Source organism: Nosocomiicoccus sp. HMSC059G07 (assembly GCF_001815515.1).
GTDB classification, from domain to species: domain Bacteria; phylum Bacillota; class Bacilli; order Staphylococcales; family Salinicoccaceae; genus Nosocomiicoccus; species Nosocomiicoccus ampullae_A.
Genome location: NZ_KV820808.1, coordinates 112,251 through 130,397, shown reverse-complemented (window position 1 = coordinate 130,397; position 18,147 = coordinate 112,251). Strand labels below are relative to the sequence as shown.

At 35.8% G+C, this 18,147-nt stretch carries 17 protein-coding genes, 1 riboswitch and 1 other annotated feature; of the genes, 3 read left to right on the top strand and 14 right to left on the bottom strand.

Annotated elements, in window-relative coordinates:
• Positions 1 to 207: 207 nt before the first annotated feature.
• Positions 208 to 612, top strand: coding sequence for a large conductance mechanosensitive channel protein MscL (gene mscL, locus HMPREF3029_RS03695; RefSeq protein ID WP_070709898.1), 405 nt, complete (start codon positions 208 to 210; stop codon positions 610 to 612).
• A gap of 40 nt (positions 613 to 652) precedes the next feature.
• Here mscL and HMPREF3029_RS03690 read toward each other — a convergent pair whose 3' ends face one another.
• The 13 genes from HMPREF3029_RS03690 to HMPREF3029_RS03630 form a co-directional block, all read right to left on the bottom strand.
• The gene (locus HMPREF3029_RS03690; RefSeq protein WP_070709895.1) at positions 653 to 1,918 is read right to left on the bottom strand and encodes a bifunctional folylpolyglutamate synthase/dihydrofolate synthase; all 1,266 of its coding nucleotides are present in this window, start codon (positions 1,916 to 1,918) and stop codon (positions 653 to 655) included.
• 1 nt (position 1,919) lies between these two features.
• Positions 1,920 to 4,547, bottom strand: coding sequence for a valine--tRNA ligase (locus tag HMPREF3029_RS03685; protein WP_070709893.1), 2,628 nt, complete (start codon positions 4,545 to 4,547; stop codon positions 1,920 to 1,922).
• Between the two features lie 43 nt (positions 4,548 to 4,590).
• Positions 4,591 to 4,801, bottom strand: a binding site (T-box leader).
• A 33-nt stretch (positions 4,802 to 4,834) separates the two neighbouring features.
• Entirely contained in the window at positions 4,835 to 5,887 is a 1,053-nt protein-coding gene (locus tag HMPREF3029_RS03680; protein WP_070709890.1) for an AbrB family transcriptional regulator, read from the bottom strand.
• A 232-nt stretch (positions 5,888 to 6,119) separates the two neighbouring features.
• Positions 6,120 to 7,403 carry a glutamate-1-semialdehyde 2,1-aminomutase gene (hemL, locus tag HMPREF3029_RS03675; protein WP_070456682.1) on the bottom strand — a complete coding sequence of 428 codons (1,284 nt, stop codon included), beginning with the start codon at positions 7,401 to 7,403 and terminating at the stop codon, positions 6,120 to 6,122.
• A gap of 2 nt (positions 7,404 to 7,405) precedes the next feature.
• Entirely contained in the window at positions 7,406 to 8,386 is a 981-nt protein-coding gene (gene hemB, locus HMPREF3029_RS03670; protein ID WP_068129375.1) for a porphobilinogen synthase, read from the bottom strand.
• A complete protein-coding gene (locus tag HMPREF3029_RS03665; protein ID WP_083314971.1) occupies positions 8,376 to 9,077 on the bottom strand; it encodes a uroporphyrinogen-III synthase in 702 nt (233 codons plus the stop codon). Before HMPREF3029_RS03665 ends, hemB begins: the two co-directional genes overlap by 11 nt.
• On the bottom strand, positions 9,055 to 9,978 hold the full coding sequence (gene hemC / locus HMPREF3029_RS03660; RefSeq protein ID WP_040928670.1) for a hydroxymethylbilane synthase: 924 nt from the start codon (positions 9,976 to 9,978) through the stop codon (positions 9,055 to 9,057). Before hemC ends, HMPREF3029_RS03665 begins: the two co-directional genes overlap by 23 nt.
• Before the next feature lie 7 nt (positions 9,979 to 9,985).
• Positions 9,986 to 11,335: a glutamyl-tRNA reductase gene (hemA, locus tag HMPREF3029_RS03655; RefSeq protein ID WP_070709888.1), complete on the bottom strand. Its 1,350-nt coding sequence runs from the start codon at positions 11,333 to 11,335 to the stop codon at positions 9,986 to 9,988.
• 102 nt (positions 11,336 to 11,437) lie between these two features.
• Positions 11,438 to 12,025 (bottom strand): ribosome biogenesis GTP-binding protein YihA/YsxC, encoded by a 588-nt coding sequence (gene yihA, locus HMPREF3029_RS03650; protein ID WP_070709886.1) that lies wholly within the window; start codon positions 12,023 to 12,025, stop codon positions 11,438 to 11,440.
• Between the two features lie 49 nt (positions 12,026 to 12,074).
• Positions 12,075 to 13,331 (bottom strand): ATP-dependent Clp protease ATP-binding subunit ClpX, encoded by a 1,257-nt coding sequence (clpX, locus tag HMPREF3029_RS03645; protein WP_068129367.1) that lies wholly within the window; start codon positions 13,329 to 13,331, stop codon positions 12,075 to 12,077.
• Between the two features lie 114 nt (positions 13,332 to 13,445).
• Complete coding sequence (gene tig, locus HMPREF3029_RS03640) at positions 13,446 to 14,738, bottom strand: trigger factor (RefSeq protein WP_070709884.1); 1,293 nt, start codon at positions 14,736 to 14,738, stop codon at positions 13,446 to 13,448.
• A 77-nt stretch (positions 14,739 to 14,815) separates the two neighbouring features.
• A complete protein-coding gene (locus HMPREF3029_RS03635; RefSeq protein ID WP_070709882.1) occupies positions 14,816 to 15,811 on the bottom strand; it encodes a hypothetical protein in 996 nt (331 codons plus the stop codon).
• A complete protein-coding gene (locus HMPREF3029_RS03630) occupies positions 15,804 to 16,415 on the bottom strand; it encodes an NUDIX domain-containing protein (RefSeq protein WP_070622767.1) in 612 nt (203 codons plus the stop codon). The genes HMPREF3029_RS03635 and HMPREF3029_RS03630 overlap by 8 nt, the downstream gene beginning before the upstream one ends.
• A gap of 73 nt (positions 16,416 to 16,488) precedes the next feature.
• Positions 16,489 to 16,533, top strand: a riboswitch (PreQ1 riboswitch).
• A 5-nt stretch (positions 16,534 to 16,538) separates the two neighbouring features.
• On the opposite strand from HMPREF3029_RS03630, the gene HMPREF3029_RS03625 reads away from it, so the two are divergent.
• Positions 16,539 to 16,997 carry a QueT transporter family protein gene (locus HMPREF3029_RS03625; RefSeq protein WP_068129359.1) on the top strand — a complete coding sequence of 153 codons (459 nt, stop codon included), beginning with the start codon at positions 16,539 to 16,541 and terminating at the stop codon, positions 16,995 to 16,997.
• A 36-nt stretch (positions 16,998 to 17,033) separates the two neighbouring features.
• Here HMPREF3029_RS03625 and HMPREF3029_RS03620 read toward each other — a convergent pair whose 3' ends face one another.
• Positions 17,034 to 17,243 carry a hypothetical protein gene (locus HMPREF3029_RS03620; protein ID WP_070709879.1) on the bottom strand — a complete coding sequence of 70 codons (210 nt, stop codon included), beginning with the start codon at positions 17,241 to 17,243 and terminating at the stop codon, positions 17,034 to 17,036.
• 175 nt (positions 17,244 to 17,418) lie between these two features.
• Here HMPREF3029_RS03620 and HMPREF3029_RS03615 point away from each other — a divergent pair, with 175 nt between their 5' ends.
• Positions 17,419 to 17,961 carry a helix-turn-helix domain-containing protein gene (locus tag HMPREF3029_RS03615; RefSeq protein WP_070709877.1) on the top strand — a complete coding sequence of 181 codons (543 nt, stop codon included), beginning with the start codon at positions 17,419 to 17,421 and terminating at the stop codon, positions 17,959 to 17,961.
• Positions 17,962 to 18,147: the final 186 nt, after the last annotated feature.

Genomic DNA, 18,147 nt, shown 5'->3' with positions numbered 1-18,147 from the left:
ATATACGTTAATTTAATTGTAACTGTTTCTTGCTTATTTTGAAACATATAAACATTATTTTTCAATACGAACTACCTATATCTAAATATAAGTTTTAGTTATGGAAAAGAATAAAACAATAACAATTCGTTTATTATGGATGTAATGATATACTTTTCATCATTTTATTGTATAATATATAAAGGTTTTAATTTAGGAGTGTATTTAATGATTAAAGAATTTAAAGAATTTATGATGCGCGGAAACGTATTAGATTTAGCAGTAGCGGTCGTAATCGGTGCAGCATTTGGTAAAATTGTAGATTCTCTCGTAGCGAATATTATCATGCCACTAATTGCATTAATATTTGGAAACACAGATTTCGCATCTGCATGGGAATGGAACGGTATCACTTACGGTGTGTTCATTCAATCGATTATCGACTTCTTAATCATCGGTTTTGCTGTGTTTATGTTTGTTAAAATCGTAAACAAAGCAACATTCGGTGCATTTGAAGAAAAAGAAGTTGAACCAGAAGTTGCAGAAGAAGTATTATTATTACGTGAAATCTTAGAAGAACTTAAACTTCAAGACGCTAAAGAAGAACAAAAATATTTACGTGAAGAAGATTAAAAAATTATCCCAAATTAGTATTTACTAATTTGGGATTTTTTTATTTGTTAGAAAAGTGTTGTTTAATATAACTGATGAAATATAAACTACCTGTACAAAGTAACACATCACCATCAAACTGATCGACAAATTTTATATAATCATCGACTTGTTTTAAATTCGGATGATTCACTGCATTATAAATGTCTTGAACTGGTTTTTTACGATAAAAATCAAATTCAGTCACGACAAATTCATCTGCAATCGATGCGAGTTCGTCGACCATATATTGAATTGGTTTTCCGTCGACACATGAAAATAGAACTGTAATCTTTCTATCCGCATAGTTTTCTTTGATAGTTTTAATTAAAACATCAACCGCTTCTTTATTATGCGCTCCGTCTATAATAATCGTCGGGTCTTCTTGTAATACTTCGATTCGACCGACCCATGTGACGTCTTCAACACCGTGGACTGTTTTATTCATATCTAAATTTACAATATTTAAATCATGCATTTCAAGAAGTGATGCGAGAGCTAAGCTCGCGTTTTGCATTTGATGGTATCCGAGCATTTTTAACTGTATATCGTTAAAATCATAATCGTTATATTTAAACGAAAACTCCTGTTCATTATCTAGTAAAATAATATCTCTTCCGAGCTCTATACCTTTCGCATGATTTTCTTCTAATACTTTGTAAATGACTTGTTTTGATTCAGTATCGTCAACAAAATACACAAGCGGAGTATCTTCTTTAATGACCCCAGCTTTGTCTTTCGTAATTTCAACGAGGGTCTCTCCTAATATATCTGTATGATCTTTACCGATACTCGTTAAAATAGTCATGACTGGTTTAAACACATTTGTTGAGTCATGTGTTGCTCCTATTCCCGCTTCAACTACTACGATATCTACTGGATGGACATTACCGAAATACACAAACATCATCGCCGTAATAATTTCAAATTCTGTCGCTTGTCCAAGTTCAGTTTCTTCAGCCATTCGTTCACTCACAGGACGTACGATATTGGCAACGTGTGCGAGATCTTCGTTAGAAATCGGCGTACCGTCGATTGAAATGCGTTCATTGAACACTTCAATATAAGGCGAAGTAAACGTTCCAACTGAATAATCATTTTCATTTAACGCACTTCGTATATACGATACGACAGAACCTTTACCGTTCGTACCGACGACATGTACGCCTGTAATATTGTCTTGTGGGTTATCTAGTTCATTCAGCATCCAAACCATGCGTTTAACGCCTGGTTTGATGCCGAATTTTCCTCTATTGTGTATCCATTCTAACGTCTCATCATAATTCATGTTACTTACCTCTTAACCCGTTTAGTCGAGCTTCGACATCTTCATATTGCGCTTTGTATGAAGCTTCTTTTTCACGCTCTTCATTTACGATTTTTTCCGATGCATTTTGCACAAATTTTTCATTGCTTAATTTACCTTTAACACGTTTTAATTCACCATCTAAACGCTCGAGTTCTTTTTCTAAACGTTCGATTTCTTCGTTTATATCGATTAAACCTTCAAGTGGTAAAACGACAGTCGCACCTTTAACGACTTGAGTTTTTGCATCGTCTTGAATGTTCACTTTTTCGCTGATTTCTAACGTTTCAGGATTTGTAAATCGTGTAATATAGTGTTTGTTTTCTTCAATAAGCGCTCGACTGTTTGCATCTTTAATCTCAATTTTAATATCGATTGGCTTAGATAGTGGTGTATTCACTTCATTTCTAGTTTGACGTACTGATTTAATAATGTCTACGAGTAAACTCATCGTCTTATTACTTTCTTCGTTAGATAGTGACGCATCAACCGTCGGCCACTCACTCACGACGATAGATTGACTATTATCAATCGCTTGGTAAATTTCTTCAGTGACAAACGGCATAAACGGATGTAACATTTTTAGAATTTTATCAAGTGTGTAAAGTAATACTGAACGCGTCATTTGTTTTTCTTCTTCAGTACCTTCGTTCATTGAGATTTTAGACATTTCAATGTACCAATCACAGAAATCATCCCAAATGAAGTGGTATAAAATACGACCAACTTCACCGAATTCGTATTTTTCAAATAGACGAGTCACTTCACGAATCGTATCGTTTAAGCGCGTTAAAATCCACTCGTCCGCAACTGTTTTTGCGCCCTCTAAATTTATGTCTGCATGTTTAAAATCTGGACCGATATTCATTAACGCAAATCGTGATGCATTCCAAATTTTGTTGATAAAGTTCCACACAGATTCTACTTTTCCATCGCTATAACGTAAATCTTGACCTGGTGTTGATCCAGTTGATAAGAAGAATCTAAGTGCATCTGCACCGTATTTATCAATCACGTCCATCGGGTCTACTCCGTTACCTAGAGATTTAGACATTTTACGATTTTGTTCGTCACGTACAAGTCCATGTAACAATACGTCGTTAAACGGGCGCTGATCAGTTTGTTCAAGTCCTGAGAAGATCATACGCGATACCCAGAAGAATATAATGTCATATCCAGTGACGAGTACGTTTGTTGGATAATATTTTTTAAGTAAATCTGTTTCTTCTGGCCAACCTAACGTTGAAAACGGCCATAATGCACTTGAGAACCACGTATCTAATACGTCTTTATCTTGCGTCCAGTTTTCAATATCTTCTGGTGCTTCTTCACCGACGTACATTTCTCCAGTTTCGTTATGGTACCACGCTGGGATTTGGTGTCCCCACCATAATTGTCTTGAAATTACCCAGTCATGAACGTTTTCCATCCAGCGGTTAAACGTACCTTCAAAACGGTTTGGTTCAAAGTTAACTCTATTATCTGTCTCTTGGTTTTCGAGTGTTTCATCTCTAAGTGGTGCCATTTTAACGAACCACTGCGTCGATAAATACGGCTCGACAATTGCATTACTACGTTCTGAGTGTCCGACACTATGCATGTGGGATTCAACTTTAATCAGTTGGTCTCTTTTTTCTAATTCTTTCACAATCGCTTTACGTGCTTCAAAGCGGTCCATTCCAACGAATTCCCCACCGAGTTCGTTAATCGTACCGTCTTCATTCATAACGTTAATACGTTCTAAATTGTGACGATTACCTAAGTCAAAGTCATTCGGGTCGTGCGCTGGTGTGACTTTCATTGCACCTGTACCAAATTCTATATCGACGTAATCGTCAGTAATCACAGGAATTTCACGTTCCATCAGTGGTAAAATTACTGTTTTACCAATAATATCTTGATATCTTTCATCGTCTGGATGTACGACAACCGCAGTATCACCGAGCATCGTCTCTGGGCGTGTCGTTGCGATTTCTAAATAGCCACTACCATCACTATATGGATACTTAATATGGTAAAATTTTCCTTCGATTTCTTTATGAATGACCTCAATATCACTTAACGCTGTACGTGTTTCTGGGTCCCAGTTAATGATGTATTCACCGCGGTAAATGAGTCCCTTGTTATACATATTAACGAACGTTTTACGTACTGCTTTAGAAAGCCCCTCATCTAACGTGAATCTTTCTTTTTTATAGTCTAATCCTAGACCTAATTTTTTCCATTGATCGCGGATGTGGCCTGCATATTCTTCTTTCCAGTTCCATGCGTGAGATAAAAATTCTTCACGTGTTAAATCGTGGATATCAATGCCTTCTTCTTTAAGTCGTTGTACTACACGTGCTTGCGTTGCGATACCGGCATGGTCCATACCTGGTAAGTACAGCGTATCAAAACCTTGCATACGCTTTTGACGTGTAATAATGTCTTGTAGTGTCGTATCCCATGCGTGACCTAAATGTAACTTACCTGTTACGTTTGGCGGTGGGATAACGATTGTAAATGGCGGTTTATCTGACGTTACATCTGATTCAAAATAACCTGCTTCCACCCATGTTTCATATTTTCCTTTTTCAACTTCTGTTGGATTATACTTCGTTGGCATATCCATTTATATCAACCTCTTTCTTTAAATGACAAAATCCCGCCCTACTAAATAGGACGGGATTACCGTGGTACCACCTAAATTTGGCATAAATATGCCACACTTAATTATGATTAACGCTCACTAAACGTCTATCTTTACTATACATTCAAGATAAATTCTACACGTAGACTACTTCATATCACTATGACTATGCTCTCACCAACCGCATATTCTCTGAAGACATTTATGATACTACTACTTCTACTCTTCATATTTAACTACGTTAATTTTATTGTATTCACGCGTTTAAGTCAACTTTTCTGAGCACGTGGTCTCATTAAAAGATAATGAACGATCGGTACGACAATTAGGATGATAAAGAATATTCTAAACAAGTGATAACTTGAAATCATCGCAATATCTCCACCACTCTCCATCGCAACGACGATAATTTGAGCGAGACCTCCTGGAGCTGCTGATAAAAATAGACTCGTAAATTCATGAGACGTAAACATCGTATAGATGATAACAAGTATCATACTTCCGCAGATTAAGCCGATGTTTTGTATGACAATTGCACATATGTCACGTAGTGAAAGTTGACTAAATAACGTCGTAATCTGCATTCCAATTCGAATACCGAATAAAATTTGTGCAAATGCAATGAGCACAAAATCTAGCGTAAATGATGCTTCCGTTATTAAATTCCATACGATTGTTGGGACCATTGGACCGAGCAAGATTGCTGCTGGGAAATTTATCCTACGTAATAAACGATACATCACATATCCTGCTATTGGTATGAGTAACATATATACTGAAAACACTTCAGATAAGTTTGGCACTTCAGTAATTTTACTGACAGAAGTACTTTGAGAAAAATGTGTAATCATCGGCACTAATATGACGATAAAAACGATTCTTGAAGTCTGTGTCAATGAAACGAGCATTAGATCGGCATTTTTATTTTCTTCTGCCATTATAATCATCTGACTTAAAGCACCAGGAACACTCGCTAACACAGCAGTTTCAACCGAAGAATTCGTTAAATAACGAAAAGGAATCGATAAAAGTAAAGCGAGCAGAAGCGTTAATATTGTAATAATAACGATATTGTACCAGTCATCTGTCATTTTAATGATTGCTGGTAATGTAAATGATGTTCCAATTTGAATCCCCATTACAAATACACCAGAATTCGCAAATGGTTTAGGAAAATATATTTCATTATCAATAATACGTATGAATAATAGCGTTCCGATAATTGACGCAAATAAGTATGCGAGTGGTATTGAGAAAAACTTAAATACAGCACCTATTAATACGATAAACACAAGAAGACATAATAATTTTAAAAATCTCAAACACCATCACCTCAATATAAAAATACCTCGAGAAATCTCGAGGTATTGTCTCTTATAGATGATAAATAAGTACTGGTAATAGTAAAAGAAACGCTACTACAGGCATTAACCAATATACTAATCGTTCTGAAGCAGGTTGTCTTTTATCTTTCTTTTGAATTGGCATAGTTATCCTACTCTCTTACATATTTATATATTAAATTATGCACATTTTTTCTAACGAAAGCAATACCTATTTCATAATACGTGAAAGTGCGTTTCTAAACGCCTCAATTGTGAACTTAATATCTTCCTCAGTATGTTTAGTTGAAAGGAACATTCCCTCGAATTGTGACGGAGGTAAATATACCCCTTCTTTAATCATTTCAGGATATAGTTTAGCAAATAATTTTAAGTCTGATCCATTTGCATCTTCAAAGTTTTCAACTGGACCATCTGTTAAGAAGAATCCAATCATAGAACCTGCACGGTTAATTGTAAATGGTACGTTAAACTCTTTAAAGACTTCTGTTAGTCCTTCTTCAATCATATCTCCTAAATGATTAAAGTGGTCATAACTCTCTTTATTGAGTTGTTTTAACGTGTGTAACCCTGCTGTCATCGCAAGTGGGTTCCCTGATAACGTACCTGCTTGGTAAATATCTCCAGCCGGTGCGATACGTTCGATAATTTCTTTTTTACCACCGAACGCACCGACAGGTAGTCCACCACCAATGACCTTACCTAAACAAGTAATATCTGGATCGATACCAAAGTATCCTTGTGCACAGTTATATCCAACTCTAAAACCTGTCATTACTTCATCGAAAATTAATAGTGAACCATATTCATTCGTAATGTCTCTCACATATTGTAAGAAATCATTTACTGGAGGAACAACTCCCATGTTACCTGCGACTGGTTCCATAATCACCGCTGCAATGTCGTCACCGTAATGTTCAAATGCGACTTTTAAGCTTTCTTTATCGTTATATGGAACAGTAATCGTATTTTTAGCTGTACCTTCAGGAACTCCTGGTGAATCTGGTAAACCAAGTGTCGCAACACCACTACCTGCTTTGATTAACAGTGAGTCACTATGCCCGTGGTAGCATCCTTCAAATTTTAAGATTTTATTGCGGTTTGTATAACCTCTAGCAAGTCTAAGTGCTGCAAGTGTTGCTTCAGTACCTGAAGATACAAAACGAATCATTTCAACTGACGGTACACGGTCGATGACGAGTTTTGCGAGTTCGTTTTCTACCGCTGTAGGTGCACCGAATGAAGACCCTTTTTCAGCTTGTTGTTTAATCGCTTCAACAACCTCTTCATCAGTGTGACCTAAAATTAACGGACCCCAGCTTAATACGTAGTCAATATACTCGTTACCATCAACGTCTTTCACTTTCGCACCTTTTGCGCTGTCGATAAATAACGGATCCATATTTACCGATTTAAACGCACGAACTGGAGAGTTAACTCCACCTGGCATTAAATGAACTGCTTCATCAAATAATTGTTTCGATTTTTGGTACATCGTTAAATTGCTCCTTCGTTAATTTTTTTACATAAGTCTTTTGCAAAGTACGTAATAATCATATCCGCACCTGCACGCTTAATAGATAACATTTGTTCTACGATAACTTCTTCATCTAGTAAACCTTGTTCGATCGCATTAACAGTCATCGAGTATTCACCACTGACGTTATATGCAATGATTGGTAAATTCGAATTGTTTCTAACGTCACGGATAATATCAAGATATGAAAGTGCAGGTTTTACAATCATCATATCTGCACCTTCACGCGTATCACTCTCTAGCTCTCGTAGTGCTTCTAAACGGTTTGCCGGATCCATTTGATATGTTCTTCTGTCACCAAATGATGGTGTAGATTCTGCTGCATCTCTAAATGGACCATAGAACTTAGATGCGTATTTAATACCGTAACTCATAATCGGAATATGATAAAAACCTGCATCATCTAATCCTTTACGAATCTCTGTAACAAAACCATCCATCATGTTTGATGGTGCAATAATGTCAGCACCTGCTTTAGCTTGTGACACTGCTGTCTCGATTAAGAGCGGTAATGTTTTGTCATTATCAACGTCTTTCGTGTTTGGATCGATGACACCACAATGTCCATGATCTGTGTATTCACATAGACAAGTATCTAAAATAACAATTAAATCAGGATATAATTTTTTAGATAGTTTACATGCCTCTTGAACAATCCCATTTTCATCATATGCACCACTACCAACGTCGTCTTTATGGTTTGGCACACCGAAGAAAATAACCGATTTAATACCGAGTTCATAAACTTCTTTTAGTTCTTCTTCAAGTAAATTTAACGAGATTTGGTAAACACCTTTCATCGATGGAATTTCTTTTTTTACGTTATCACGTTCCACGACGAAAATCGGATAAATTAAATCGTCTTTACGTAATGATGTTTCTCTCACTAAATCTCTCATAAATTCTGATTTTCTTAATCTGCGATGTCTATCAAATTTCATTTTGAAACTCCTTTTCCATTTCGTTAATCATACTTTCTAATGTCGCTTCTTTTGGTATCTTCGTTTTTACACCGTAAGATAATAAAGCACTTTGAGTGACGTGCCCAATAGAAATTACTTTTAAGTCGGTTAAATCTTCTTTTTTAAAATGTGCCATAAAAGCGTGAACGCCAGACGGACTAGAAAATGTGATACCGTCAATACCACTGAGTATACGTTTTAACTCTCTTATCGTAATATCATTCGATGCGGGTGCGTATAACGGTAAATCCGTTAGTTCTGCACCTTCACTTATAAAGTAATCTCGCATAATTGAACGCTTATCTTTACTTGCAGGATAAAGTACACGCATTCCCTTTTCCACTTTAAACTCTTCTTTAAACCCTTCTTGCGTATAATCGCTCGGCTCAAAGTCAACGTGGAATCCCGCTTCGACGAGCGCTTCTGACGTCGTTTTACCAATAGACGCGATATGTTTTACATCGAGCATATTTAACTCGTCTTTAAAGAAGCGGACGGTGTTTTTACTCGTAATTACAGCGTAATCATATTGTTTATTTAATATCGATTTATCATACGGTAACTTTTTAAACGTAATAATCGGTAGATGAATTAAATCTAAAGATGTTTCGACATCTCTAAAATGACTTTGAGTAACGACGACTCTTTTATTTATTTTTGTTGATTTCATCAATAATTTCTTTTGCACCGATTTTTTCCATTTCGTCAGCAACTAAATTACCGAGTACAACCGGATCGTCTCCAGATTTTTTAACGAGAAACTTCTCATTACCATCTTCACTCATAATGAGACCAGTTAAATATAATTCACCATCTACAAATTGAGCATTTGCTCCGATTGGCACTTGGCAACTACCGTCCATTCGTTTTAAGAATGTACGCTCTGCTGTCGTTTCAGTCGCTGTTTCATCGTGGTGAATCGTCTGTAAAATTTCGTGCATTTCTTTATCGTCTTCACGAATTTCTACACCTAATGCGCCTTGCGCAACTGCTGGTATAAACTCTTCAGGGTCAAAGTATTCAGTGACGACATCATCACTCCAGCCCATACGTTTTAAACCAGCTGCAGCGAGGATGATCGCGTCATACTCACCGTCACGCATCTTTTGAATACGCGTGTCGATGTTTCCACGTACCCAGTTCACCGTAATATCATCACGCATTTGTTGAAGTTGAGCTGCACGACGTAAACTTGACGTTCCGATAATTGAACCTGGTTTTAAATCTTTAAATGACACATTTCCATTCGATAAAAATGCGTCACGTCTATCTTCACGAACTGGTACAGCTGAAAGTTTAAACCCTTCTGGTAATTCACTCGGTACGTCTTTTAACGAGTGTACAGCCATGTCGATATCTCCAACTTTTAGTGCGTGTTCGATTTCTTTAACGAATAGACCTTTACCACCGACTTTACTTAATTGACGGTCGACAATTCTATCTCCTTTAGTTACGATTTCTTTTACTTCAAAGTTTACTTCTGGATTCTTTTCTTTTAACGATTCAATTAATTGCATCGTTTGAGTTTTTGCAAGACCACTACGTCTCGTCCCGACTACAACTGTTTTCATGATCGGCCTACTTTCTCACATTTTGTTTTTCTTTTCTTAGTTTTTCAATCGCTTGTAACGATTCATAATGTCTTTTATGAATATCTTCAACGATAGATTCAATACCAAAAATATGTTCCAGCTCTGTTAACTGTACTGCGCCTTTACGTTCATCCGCGAGTTCTTTCGTGTACGTAATAGGGTCACGTAACATTTGGTTAATAATACTTTTCATATGTTTAGATATAATCGTCTTTTCACGTTTAGTTAAATCTGGTAACTTATTTGTGATGCTTTCAAACGTCGTTTCATGTATGTTTAATGCTTTCGTACGCATTGCTTCGATTACAGGACGTACACCTTGCATTTCAACCCAATTTAAAAATTCTTGAATTGATGTGTCTATCATCGCTTCAATTTTTTTAGCTTCTTCTTTTCTCTTTTTTAAATTATCATCGACAATTCCACTTAAATCATCGACGTTATAATGATGGACGTTATTTACATTATTAACATTTGGATCGATATCACGCGGTACAGCGATATCAATAAGTATGAGCGAACGTTCATCATCTAGGTTACGGACTCTTTTAATCATTTCTTCAGTAATGATAAAGTTCGGTGCACCTGTACTTGAGATGACGATATCTGTATCTTTCAGTGCATCTTCTAATTCATCCATCGGTCTAAATTGACCTAAATAACGTTCTGCGAGTTGTTTGCCGTTATCTGGGTTACGGTTTACAACTGTCACATCACTCACACCATTAGACGTTAAGTTTAATAACGTTTCTTCTGACATTTCTCCCGCACCGAGTACGAGAACTTTAACATCTTGAATATTTGTAAAAATCTTCTTAGCGAGTTCTACCGCTGCATATGACATAGATACAGCATTTTTAGAAATATCTGTTTCACTATGTCCGCGTTTTGCGATTGTGATAACTTCTTTGAATAATCGATTAAAAATCTTGCCAGTCGTATGTTCTTCTTGTGCGAGTATAAACGCATCTCTAATTTGACCTAAAATTTGCGTTTCACCGAGCACCATTGAATCTAACCCTGCAGCAACTCGGTATAAGTGATGAATTGCTTCATCATTCACTTTTAACTCTGTCACGTTTTTAACGGTTTCTAGTGGTATGTTGAAATACTCACTTAAAAAGTTTCTCGTGTAATAAGATCCCGTATGCACTTGATCTGTCACGACATATAATTCTGTTCGGTTACACGTTGAAAAAATTACCGCTTCTAATATGCTTTTTTGATCACGTAACGTATGAAGTGCTGGTACGATATCATGATCACTAAAATTAAGTTGTTCGCGTTCATCTACGCTTGCTTTCCTATAGTTTATACTAAGTGCAATGACATGCATTTAGATTGCCCCTTACTTACCGATTAAATATTTGTTTACTTATATAATAGTATCAAATATAGGACGTTCTTTGAGTTTTTTGGCTCAATGTTCAATAATTTGTTAGATTCTCTCCTCAATTGCATCGAGTACTTTATCTACATTGTACTTCTCAGTTGAAGAAAATGGGATAATGACGTCTTCAGGTTCTAATTCTAATTCTTTTCTGATAATTGATACGTGTTTTTGTAATTTACTTTTAGGTAATTTATCTGATTTCGTTGCTACGACAATCGTTGGTATATCGAGTTGTTTTAAAAAGTCATACATTAAAACGTCATCGTTTGTCGGCGGATGACGTAAATCGATAATTTGAACACACGCATGCAACATCTCTCTATGAATAAAATAATTCTCTATCATCGATGCCCATTTTTCACGTTCTTTTTTAGATTGCTTTGCGTAACCATAGCCTGGAACATCGACAAATACGAATTGATTATCCGCATTATAAAAGTTTAACGTCACCGTTTTACCTGGTTTACTTGAAATTCTCGCGATATTTTTACGTCCACATATCGCATTGATAAAACTCGATTTACCGACGTTTGAACGCCCTGCCATCGCTATTTCTGGTAAATTTGTTTCAGGATATTGCTCTTTTGCTACTGCCGATATTAAAAATTCAATTTTGTTTGGATTTAATTCCATTTACTCCACCTCTAAAAAAAGGCCGTCTTATAAAAGACAGCCTAATAAATTATGCACTCTGTTCATTTAAGTGAATTTCGTTACCTTCAGCATCATATACTAAAGGATCTGTTTCATTCACAATCGTATCTTTCGTAATTTTAACTTTAGAAATATTATCATTTGACGGTACGTCAAACATAATGTCTACCATACGCTCTTCGATAATTGAACGTAATCCACGCGCACCTGTTTTTCTTTCTATCGCAAGTTTCGCGACCGCAACGAGTGCATCATCATCAAATTCTAACTCAACATCATCAAGTTCAAGCATACGTTTATATTGTTTCACTAAAGCATTTTTTGGTTCTGTTAAAATTGAAGTCAGTGCGTCTGTATCGAGCTCTTCTAAATTCGCTATAATCGGCACACGACCAATAAACTCAGGAATTAACCCGTAGCTTTGTAAGTCGTCCGGACGAACTAATGCCATTAACTCTTCATTCGTATCGACATTTTCTTCGCCGCTACCAAATCCAATTACTTTCGCACCAATACGGCGTTTAATAATCTCTTCAATACCATCAAACGCTCCACCGAGGATGAACAGAATATCTTTCGTATCGATTTGAATCGATTCTTGGTTTGGATGTTTACGGCCACCTTGTGGTGGTACACTCGCAACTGTTCCTTCTAAAATTTTAAGTAATGCTTGTTGTACCCCTTCACCGGAAACATCGCGTGTTATTGACGTATTTTCACTTTTACGAGCAATCTTATCGATTTCATCGACGTAAATAATTCCTTTTTCAGCACGCTCAATATCATAATCCGCTGCTTGAATTAAACGGAGTAAAATATTTTCAACGTCATCTCCAACGTATCCCGCTTCAGTTAAACTTGTCGCATCTGCAATCGCAAACGGCACTTCTAATGTGCGTGCAAGTGTTTGTGCGAGTAATGTTTTACCTGAACCTGTTGGTCCAATTAAAGCGATGTTACTTTTAGAAATTTCTACATCGTCATCACTTTCATGGTTAATACGTTTATAGTGGTTATACACCGCAACACTAAGTGCACGCTTTGCTTTTTCTTGTCCGATGACATACTCATCAAGCGCTGCCTGAATTTCACCTGGTTTTGGAATCTCAGTTAAAAATTCTTGTGGTGCGTCTTTTAATTCTTCTTCTATTATTTCGTGGCATAATTCAATACACTCATTACAAATGTAAACGCCACTTCCTGCGATCAGTTTTTGAACTTGATCTTGGTTTTTACCACAGAAACTACATGTTAGATCTTGATCATCTTCGTTAAATTTAAACATGTATACACCGACCTTTCGCTCTTACGTATATTACTATACTATACCGACTCTTTCAAATAAATTGTATTGATAAAAAAACTCTATACACATCCATGTATAGAGCTTTTGTTGATTTTATTGTTTTCTGTTATCTACTAAGAACTCAATTGCTTTTTGGTTTTTAATATCATTTTCAATGACAGATAAATCACCGAGTACTTTTTTGATATCGTCTTTTGCCATTTGGAATTGGTCGGCTAACTTTTGTAATTCGTTATCGACATCTTCTTCAGTCGCTTCAATGTTTTCAGCTTGTGCAATTGCTTGTAAAGTTAAACCAGTACGTACACGTTTAAACGCGTCGTCTTTCATTTGCTCGAGTAAGTCTTCTTTCGTTTGACCAGAGATTTGCTCGAACAACTCTAAGTTTAACCCTTGTTGAGCAAGACGCTGTTCGTATTCTTGAAGCATTCTTTGTTGTTCACTTTCAACCATTGCTTCAGGAATTTCCATTTTCGCATTTTCAGCTGCTTGAACAACGAGAGATTCTCTTAATTCATAATCTCTTTCTTGTTCTTTAAAGTTCTTTAAGTCTTCTTCGATTTGTTTTTTAACTTCGTCAGCTGTTTCAACGCCTTCAAAGCCTTCTAATTCTTCTTTAACAAATTCGTCAGTGAGTTCTTTTGCTTCTTTTTCTTTTACTTCGTTTAATTTTACTTTAAACGTTGCGTCTTTACCTTGAAGTTCTTCTGCTTGATACTCTTCTGGGAAAGTAACTTCTACGTCTTTTTCTTCTCCAGCTTTAAGACCGATTAACTGATCTTCAAATCCAGGAATGAATGTACCACTACCGATTTCAAGGTCGTGTCCTTCCATTTCTCCGCCTTCGAATGCTTCTCCATCAACGAAGCCCTTGAAGGCGATGTTTGCAACGTCACCTTCAGCAACTTCGCCTTCTTTAACGACAAGCTCAGCATATTGACCGAGTAACGCTTCGATTTGTTCGTTTACATCGTCTTCAGATACTTCGGCATCGATTTCTTTACCTTCAAGTCCTTTGTATTCACCAAGCTCTACTTCTGGCTCTACAGTCACTTCTAATTCAAGTACTAAATCTTTGCCTTTTTCAATTTCTTTAACATCAACGCTCGGTTGATCGACTGGTTTAATACCTGTTTCATCAATCGCTTTGCTATAAGCGCCTGGTAAAACGATATCTAAAGCGTCTTGATATAATGATTCAACGCCAAAGCGTTTTTCGAACATTTGACGAGGAATTTTACCTTTTCTAAATCCAGGTACTTGAATATCTTTTTTTACTTTGTTGAATGCTTGGTCTAAAGCTTTGTCAAAATCTTCAGCAGGTACTGTAATTGTTAATGTACCTACGTTTCCTTCTTTCTTTTCCCAAGTTTGTGTTTGAGACATAATCATTTCCTCCGTTATTTTACATTTTAATTAACCTATTCATTGTAACATAATCGATTTTTCAATAAAAGTATCGACTACTTATGAATTTCTTTTTCAATTTTTAGTATCCAATCCGCCACAAAACCATTAAACGAATGCATGGGTAATTCGTTATTTAACATTTTTGTATACGATATAAACCCTTTTGCTAGTTCTTTAGGTGTGAACGGCACTTTAAGAGGATACCATAGTAAACTAATGTTTAAAAATATTTCAATCGCTTGTTGTATGCGTTCCTCGTGGTCAAAGCGAAGCTGACCGTCTTCTACGATCCAACGAATCGTCGGTTCAACTTTTGCAGATTTCTCAAATTGTTTAAATTCACTCGTATGTGCATCAAACGTTTCACCAAATTTTTCTAGATGAATGACACCGTCATACTCTATTTCTTTTAAATAAATGACCATCAGTGATGCTACACTCATATCTCTTTCCGATTGAAGTAATTTATAAACATCATCACCATATGTCTCATCTTTTAAATCGATTAAATGCTCAACCGCAGCGATGACAAGTGTCGGATTTTCGGCGTTTAAATACTCATCTATATCAATATCTACCGTATTAAACACTTCATCATTATTTTCATTTGGTTGCGTCATCGTATTTCTTTTCTTTAACTCTTCTGTCGCATAATGTTTGCAATGTGTCGCAAATTGTATAAGTGAGGCTGCCATCCCACTCTCTTTACCTGTCACAGTAACGATATTTGACCATTCGAGTAATTCTTCATATAACTCTAAATTGAATAACGCTTGAAGGATCATGTTCAGATGAACTTCTGCTTCATCGCGTGACACTTCTTTCGTTTGAAAACACTGCTGAGCGTATTTATACATCTTTTCATATTCGTTTTTTTGAATTAACACATCATAATACATTTCGACTAAAGTGATATTTGTATGTTCTATTAACGTGTTATATTCAGCAAATCTATCTATAAAAAAATCAAAATCATTATCATGATAGAGTGCTTTTAAATCACGTTCGATTTTTTTAATAAACCGTGGGTGTGATGTTAAATTATTCATATAAATCACGAATGATGAGTTCACTCCACGTTTCGTAGTTTCCTAACTCTTTTAACTCTTCTCTTTTTGACCATATAAGTTGTAGCGTGTCTTCTTCATTCGTAAATACTTTTTCTTTGTCGACATTTACTTTAAATACGAGTCCAATATGGACACGTCCGACTTCGTTTGTATCATCGTTAATTAAACCGATTAGTTCAAAGGCGTTTAAGTCTTTCTTTTCTAAGCCAATTTCTTCTTGTAGTTCACGCGATGCGTTTTCAAACATTTTTTCTTTAATGTTTTCTTCAGATTCAATATCATTCATATGTCCACCGACACCGATTGAATGAAGTCCATGTAGACGAGATTCACCGCCACCTGTTAAACGTTTATAAACGAGCGTTTCATCTTCACTTTCAACAATCGTATATGATACGAGTTGTTTATACGACTCGTCTTCTTCCATATCTCCACGGCGTTTAATTTCATAGTCATCTAACGTCTTCGTGATTTCATTAAAACGTGCATCAGATTGACTTAAAAAACCGTTAAACGCATGTGCTTCATCATTAAATAAATCTTTTCTATTTACTACTAAAATCATTTCATCAAATTTACTCATCTATATACTCCTAATCTTTTACTGTCTTCATTATACTATAGTAATTTTTAATGTGTTTTGCTATAATTTCACATTGAAACAGGTTCGAAAACTTCCCTGTATAAAAAACTAAGGAGAATTACAATGAAATTTACTTCAAAAGATCTTGCAATTAATGCATGTATCGCCGCTTTGTATGTCGTCTTAACGACAATTAACCCCATCGGTCACGGAATGATACAAGTCCGCGTGTCAGAAATGCTCGCTATCCTTCCGTTTATAAACCGAAAATTTATACCTGGAATGATCGTAGGTGTAACAGTTGCAAACTTCTTTTCACCACTCGGGTATATCGACGTTCTCGTCGGGGTCGGATGTGCGGTTGTTTCGTATACAATTAGTTACTTTATTAAAAACTTATGGATAAACGTCGTACAATACGCAGTTGTATGTGGGCTTATCGTATCACTTATGCTGAAATCCGTATTAGGGATACCATACTGGCCGTCAGTCATCGCGATATTCATATCGACATTAATCGTTGGTATGATCGGCGCAGTTATATTTAATGCACTTAAAGAAAGACTAAAATTAGTAGATTAATATAAGCAGTAAAGCACCCAATATTATGGGTGCTTTTTAAATATACCAATTCACAACTTCTTGATTTTCAATTTTAGCAATTATATACGCCTCTTTATCGTAACCGTCGTATTCCATACCACTTACAGACATATAAATTTGTCCTTCATTCGGCTGAAAATAAATGTCATAAGGTTCATCTCTAAATTCTTCATCCATACTGTCTAAATCTTCGTTAATCAATAAAATAATATGATCTTTATCCATGCGTTAATCTCCTTAATATGTTTTTTAATACGTGTATATCGTATACCCAACATAATCAGTAAAGTAATCTTTCATGAAGTATAAATAAAGGTATTTAAGAAAATAAAAAAGCCTGTAACTTTGAGCTGCACCCCTAAAGTTGGACATGAAAATCCAACTTTAGGGGTGTTTTTGTATGAAGTATAAAAAGCATAGCTTTGAATTTAAGGTAAAAGTAGTTAATGAATATTTAAATGAAGCAGGAGGATATAAATTTTTAGGTGAAAAGCATAATGTGGATAGATCGCTTGTTCAAACATGGGTAAAACAATACAACACATATGGCTATCAGGGCCTCACTAAATCTTTAAGTAATACTCAATATACTAGTGAATTTAAGCGAGCTGTTTTAAAATATAGAGAAGAAAATCAATTGTCCTATAGAGAAACAGCGGAATACTTTGGTATCAAGCATTTTTCAACAATCGCTAACTGGAATCGCAAGATTCAAGAAGGTGGCCCAGCTGCTCTAGAGGGCAAACAAGGGAGACCAATAAAACATATGCCTAATAAAGAAAATAACCAAAAACAAGTATCGAAGAGTGAACCACTGAATGAAACAGAACGCGAAGAGTTAGAACGTCTAAGAGAAGAACTAAGAATGAAAGAACTGGAAAATATCATTCTAAAAAAGTTAAACGCCTTACCGACAGATCCAACAGACAAAAAACGAAAGTAGCGCTTGAGGTAAGGCAAGAAACGACTTATACACTAAAAGAGATTTTAACAGTGTTGAAGCTACCAAAGTCTGTATATTACTACTGGATAAAACATATGGATGATCAGGAACAAAAAGATCGATGGCTAGTAGATAAAATTAGAGAGATAGTCTCAAAACATAAAGGTAGATATGGTTACAGAAGAA

What these genes read in the sequence shown, in the direction of transcription:
- yihA (WP_070709886.1), bottom strand. Translation starts at nt 12,025, where the DNA reads ATGGAATTAAATCCAAACAAAATTGAATTTTTAATATCGGCAGTAGCA.
- HMPREF3029_RS03625 (WP_068129359.1), top strand. Translation starts at nt 16,539, where the DNA reads ATGAAATTTACTTCAAAAGATCTTGCAATTAATGCATGTATCGCCGCT.
- HMPREF3029_RS03630 (WP_070622767.1), bottom strand. Translation starts at nt 16,415, where the DNA reads ATGAGTAAATTTGATGAAATGATTTTAGTAGTAAATAGAAAAGATTTA.
- HMPREF3029_RS03665 (WP_083314971.1), bottom strand. Translation starts at nt 9,077, where the DNA reads ATGAAATCAACAAAAATAAATAAAAGAGTCGTCGTTACTCAAAGTCAT.
- HMPREF3029_RS03635 (WP_070709882.1), bottom strand. Translation starts at nt 15,811, where the DNA reads ATGAATAATTTAACATCACACCCACGGTTTATTAAAAAAATCGAACGT.
- tig (WP_070709884.1), bottom strand. Translation starts at nt 14,738, where the DNA reads ATGTCTCAAACACAAACTTGGGAAAAGAAAGAAGGAAACGTAGGTACA.
- mscL (WP_070709898.1), top strand. Translation starts at nt 208, where the DNA reads ATGATTAAAGAATTTAAAGAATTTATGATGCGCGGAAACGTATTAGAT.
- hemC (WP_040928670.1), bottom strand. Translation starts at nt 9,978, where the DNA reads ATGAAAACAGTTGTAGTCGGGACGAGACGTAGTGGTCTTGCAAAAACT.
- HMPREF3029_RS03620 (WP_070709879.1), bottom strand. Translation starts at nt 17,243, where the DNA reads ATGGATAAAGATCATATTATTTTATTGATTAACGAAGATTTAGACAGT.
- hemL (WP_070456682.1), bottom strand. Translation starts at nt 7,403, where the DNA reads ATGTACCAAAAATCGAAACAATTATTTGATGAAGCAGTTCATTTAATG.
- HMPREF3029_RS03690 (WP_070709895.1), bottom strand. Translation starts at nt 1,918, where the DNA reads ATGAATTATGATGAGACGTTAGAATGGATACACAATAGAGGAAAATTC.
- clpX (WP_068129367.1), bottom strand. Translation starts at nt 13,331, where the DNA reads ATGTTTAAATTTAACGAAGATGATCAAGATCTAACATGTAGTTTCTGT.
- hemB (WP_068129375.1), bottom strand. Translation starts at nt 8,386, where the DNA reads ATGAAATTTGATAGACATCGCAGATTAAGAAAATCAGAATTTATGAGA.
- HMPREF3029_RS03685 (WP_070709893.1), bottom strand. Translation starts at nt 4,547, where the DNA reads ATGGATATGCCAACGAAGTATAATCCAACAGAAGTTGAAAAAGGAAAA.
- hemA (WP_070709888.1), bottom strand. Translation starts at nt 11,335, where the DNA reads ATGCATGTCATTGCACTTAGTATAAACTATAGGAAAGCAAGCGTAGAT.
- HMPREF3029_RS03615 (WP_070709877.1), top strand. Translation starts at nt 17,419, where the DNA reads ATGAAGTATAAAAAGCATAGCTTTGAATTTAAGGTAAAAGTAGTTAAT.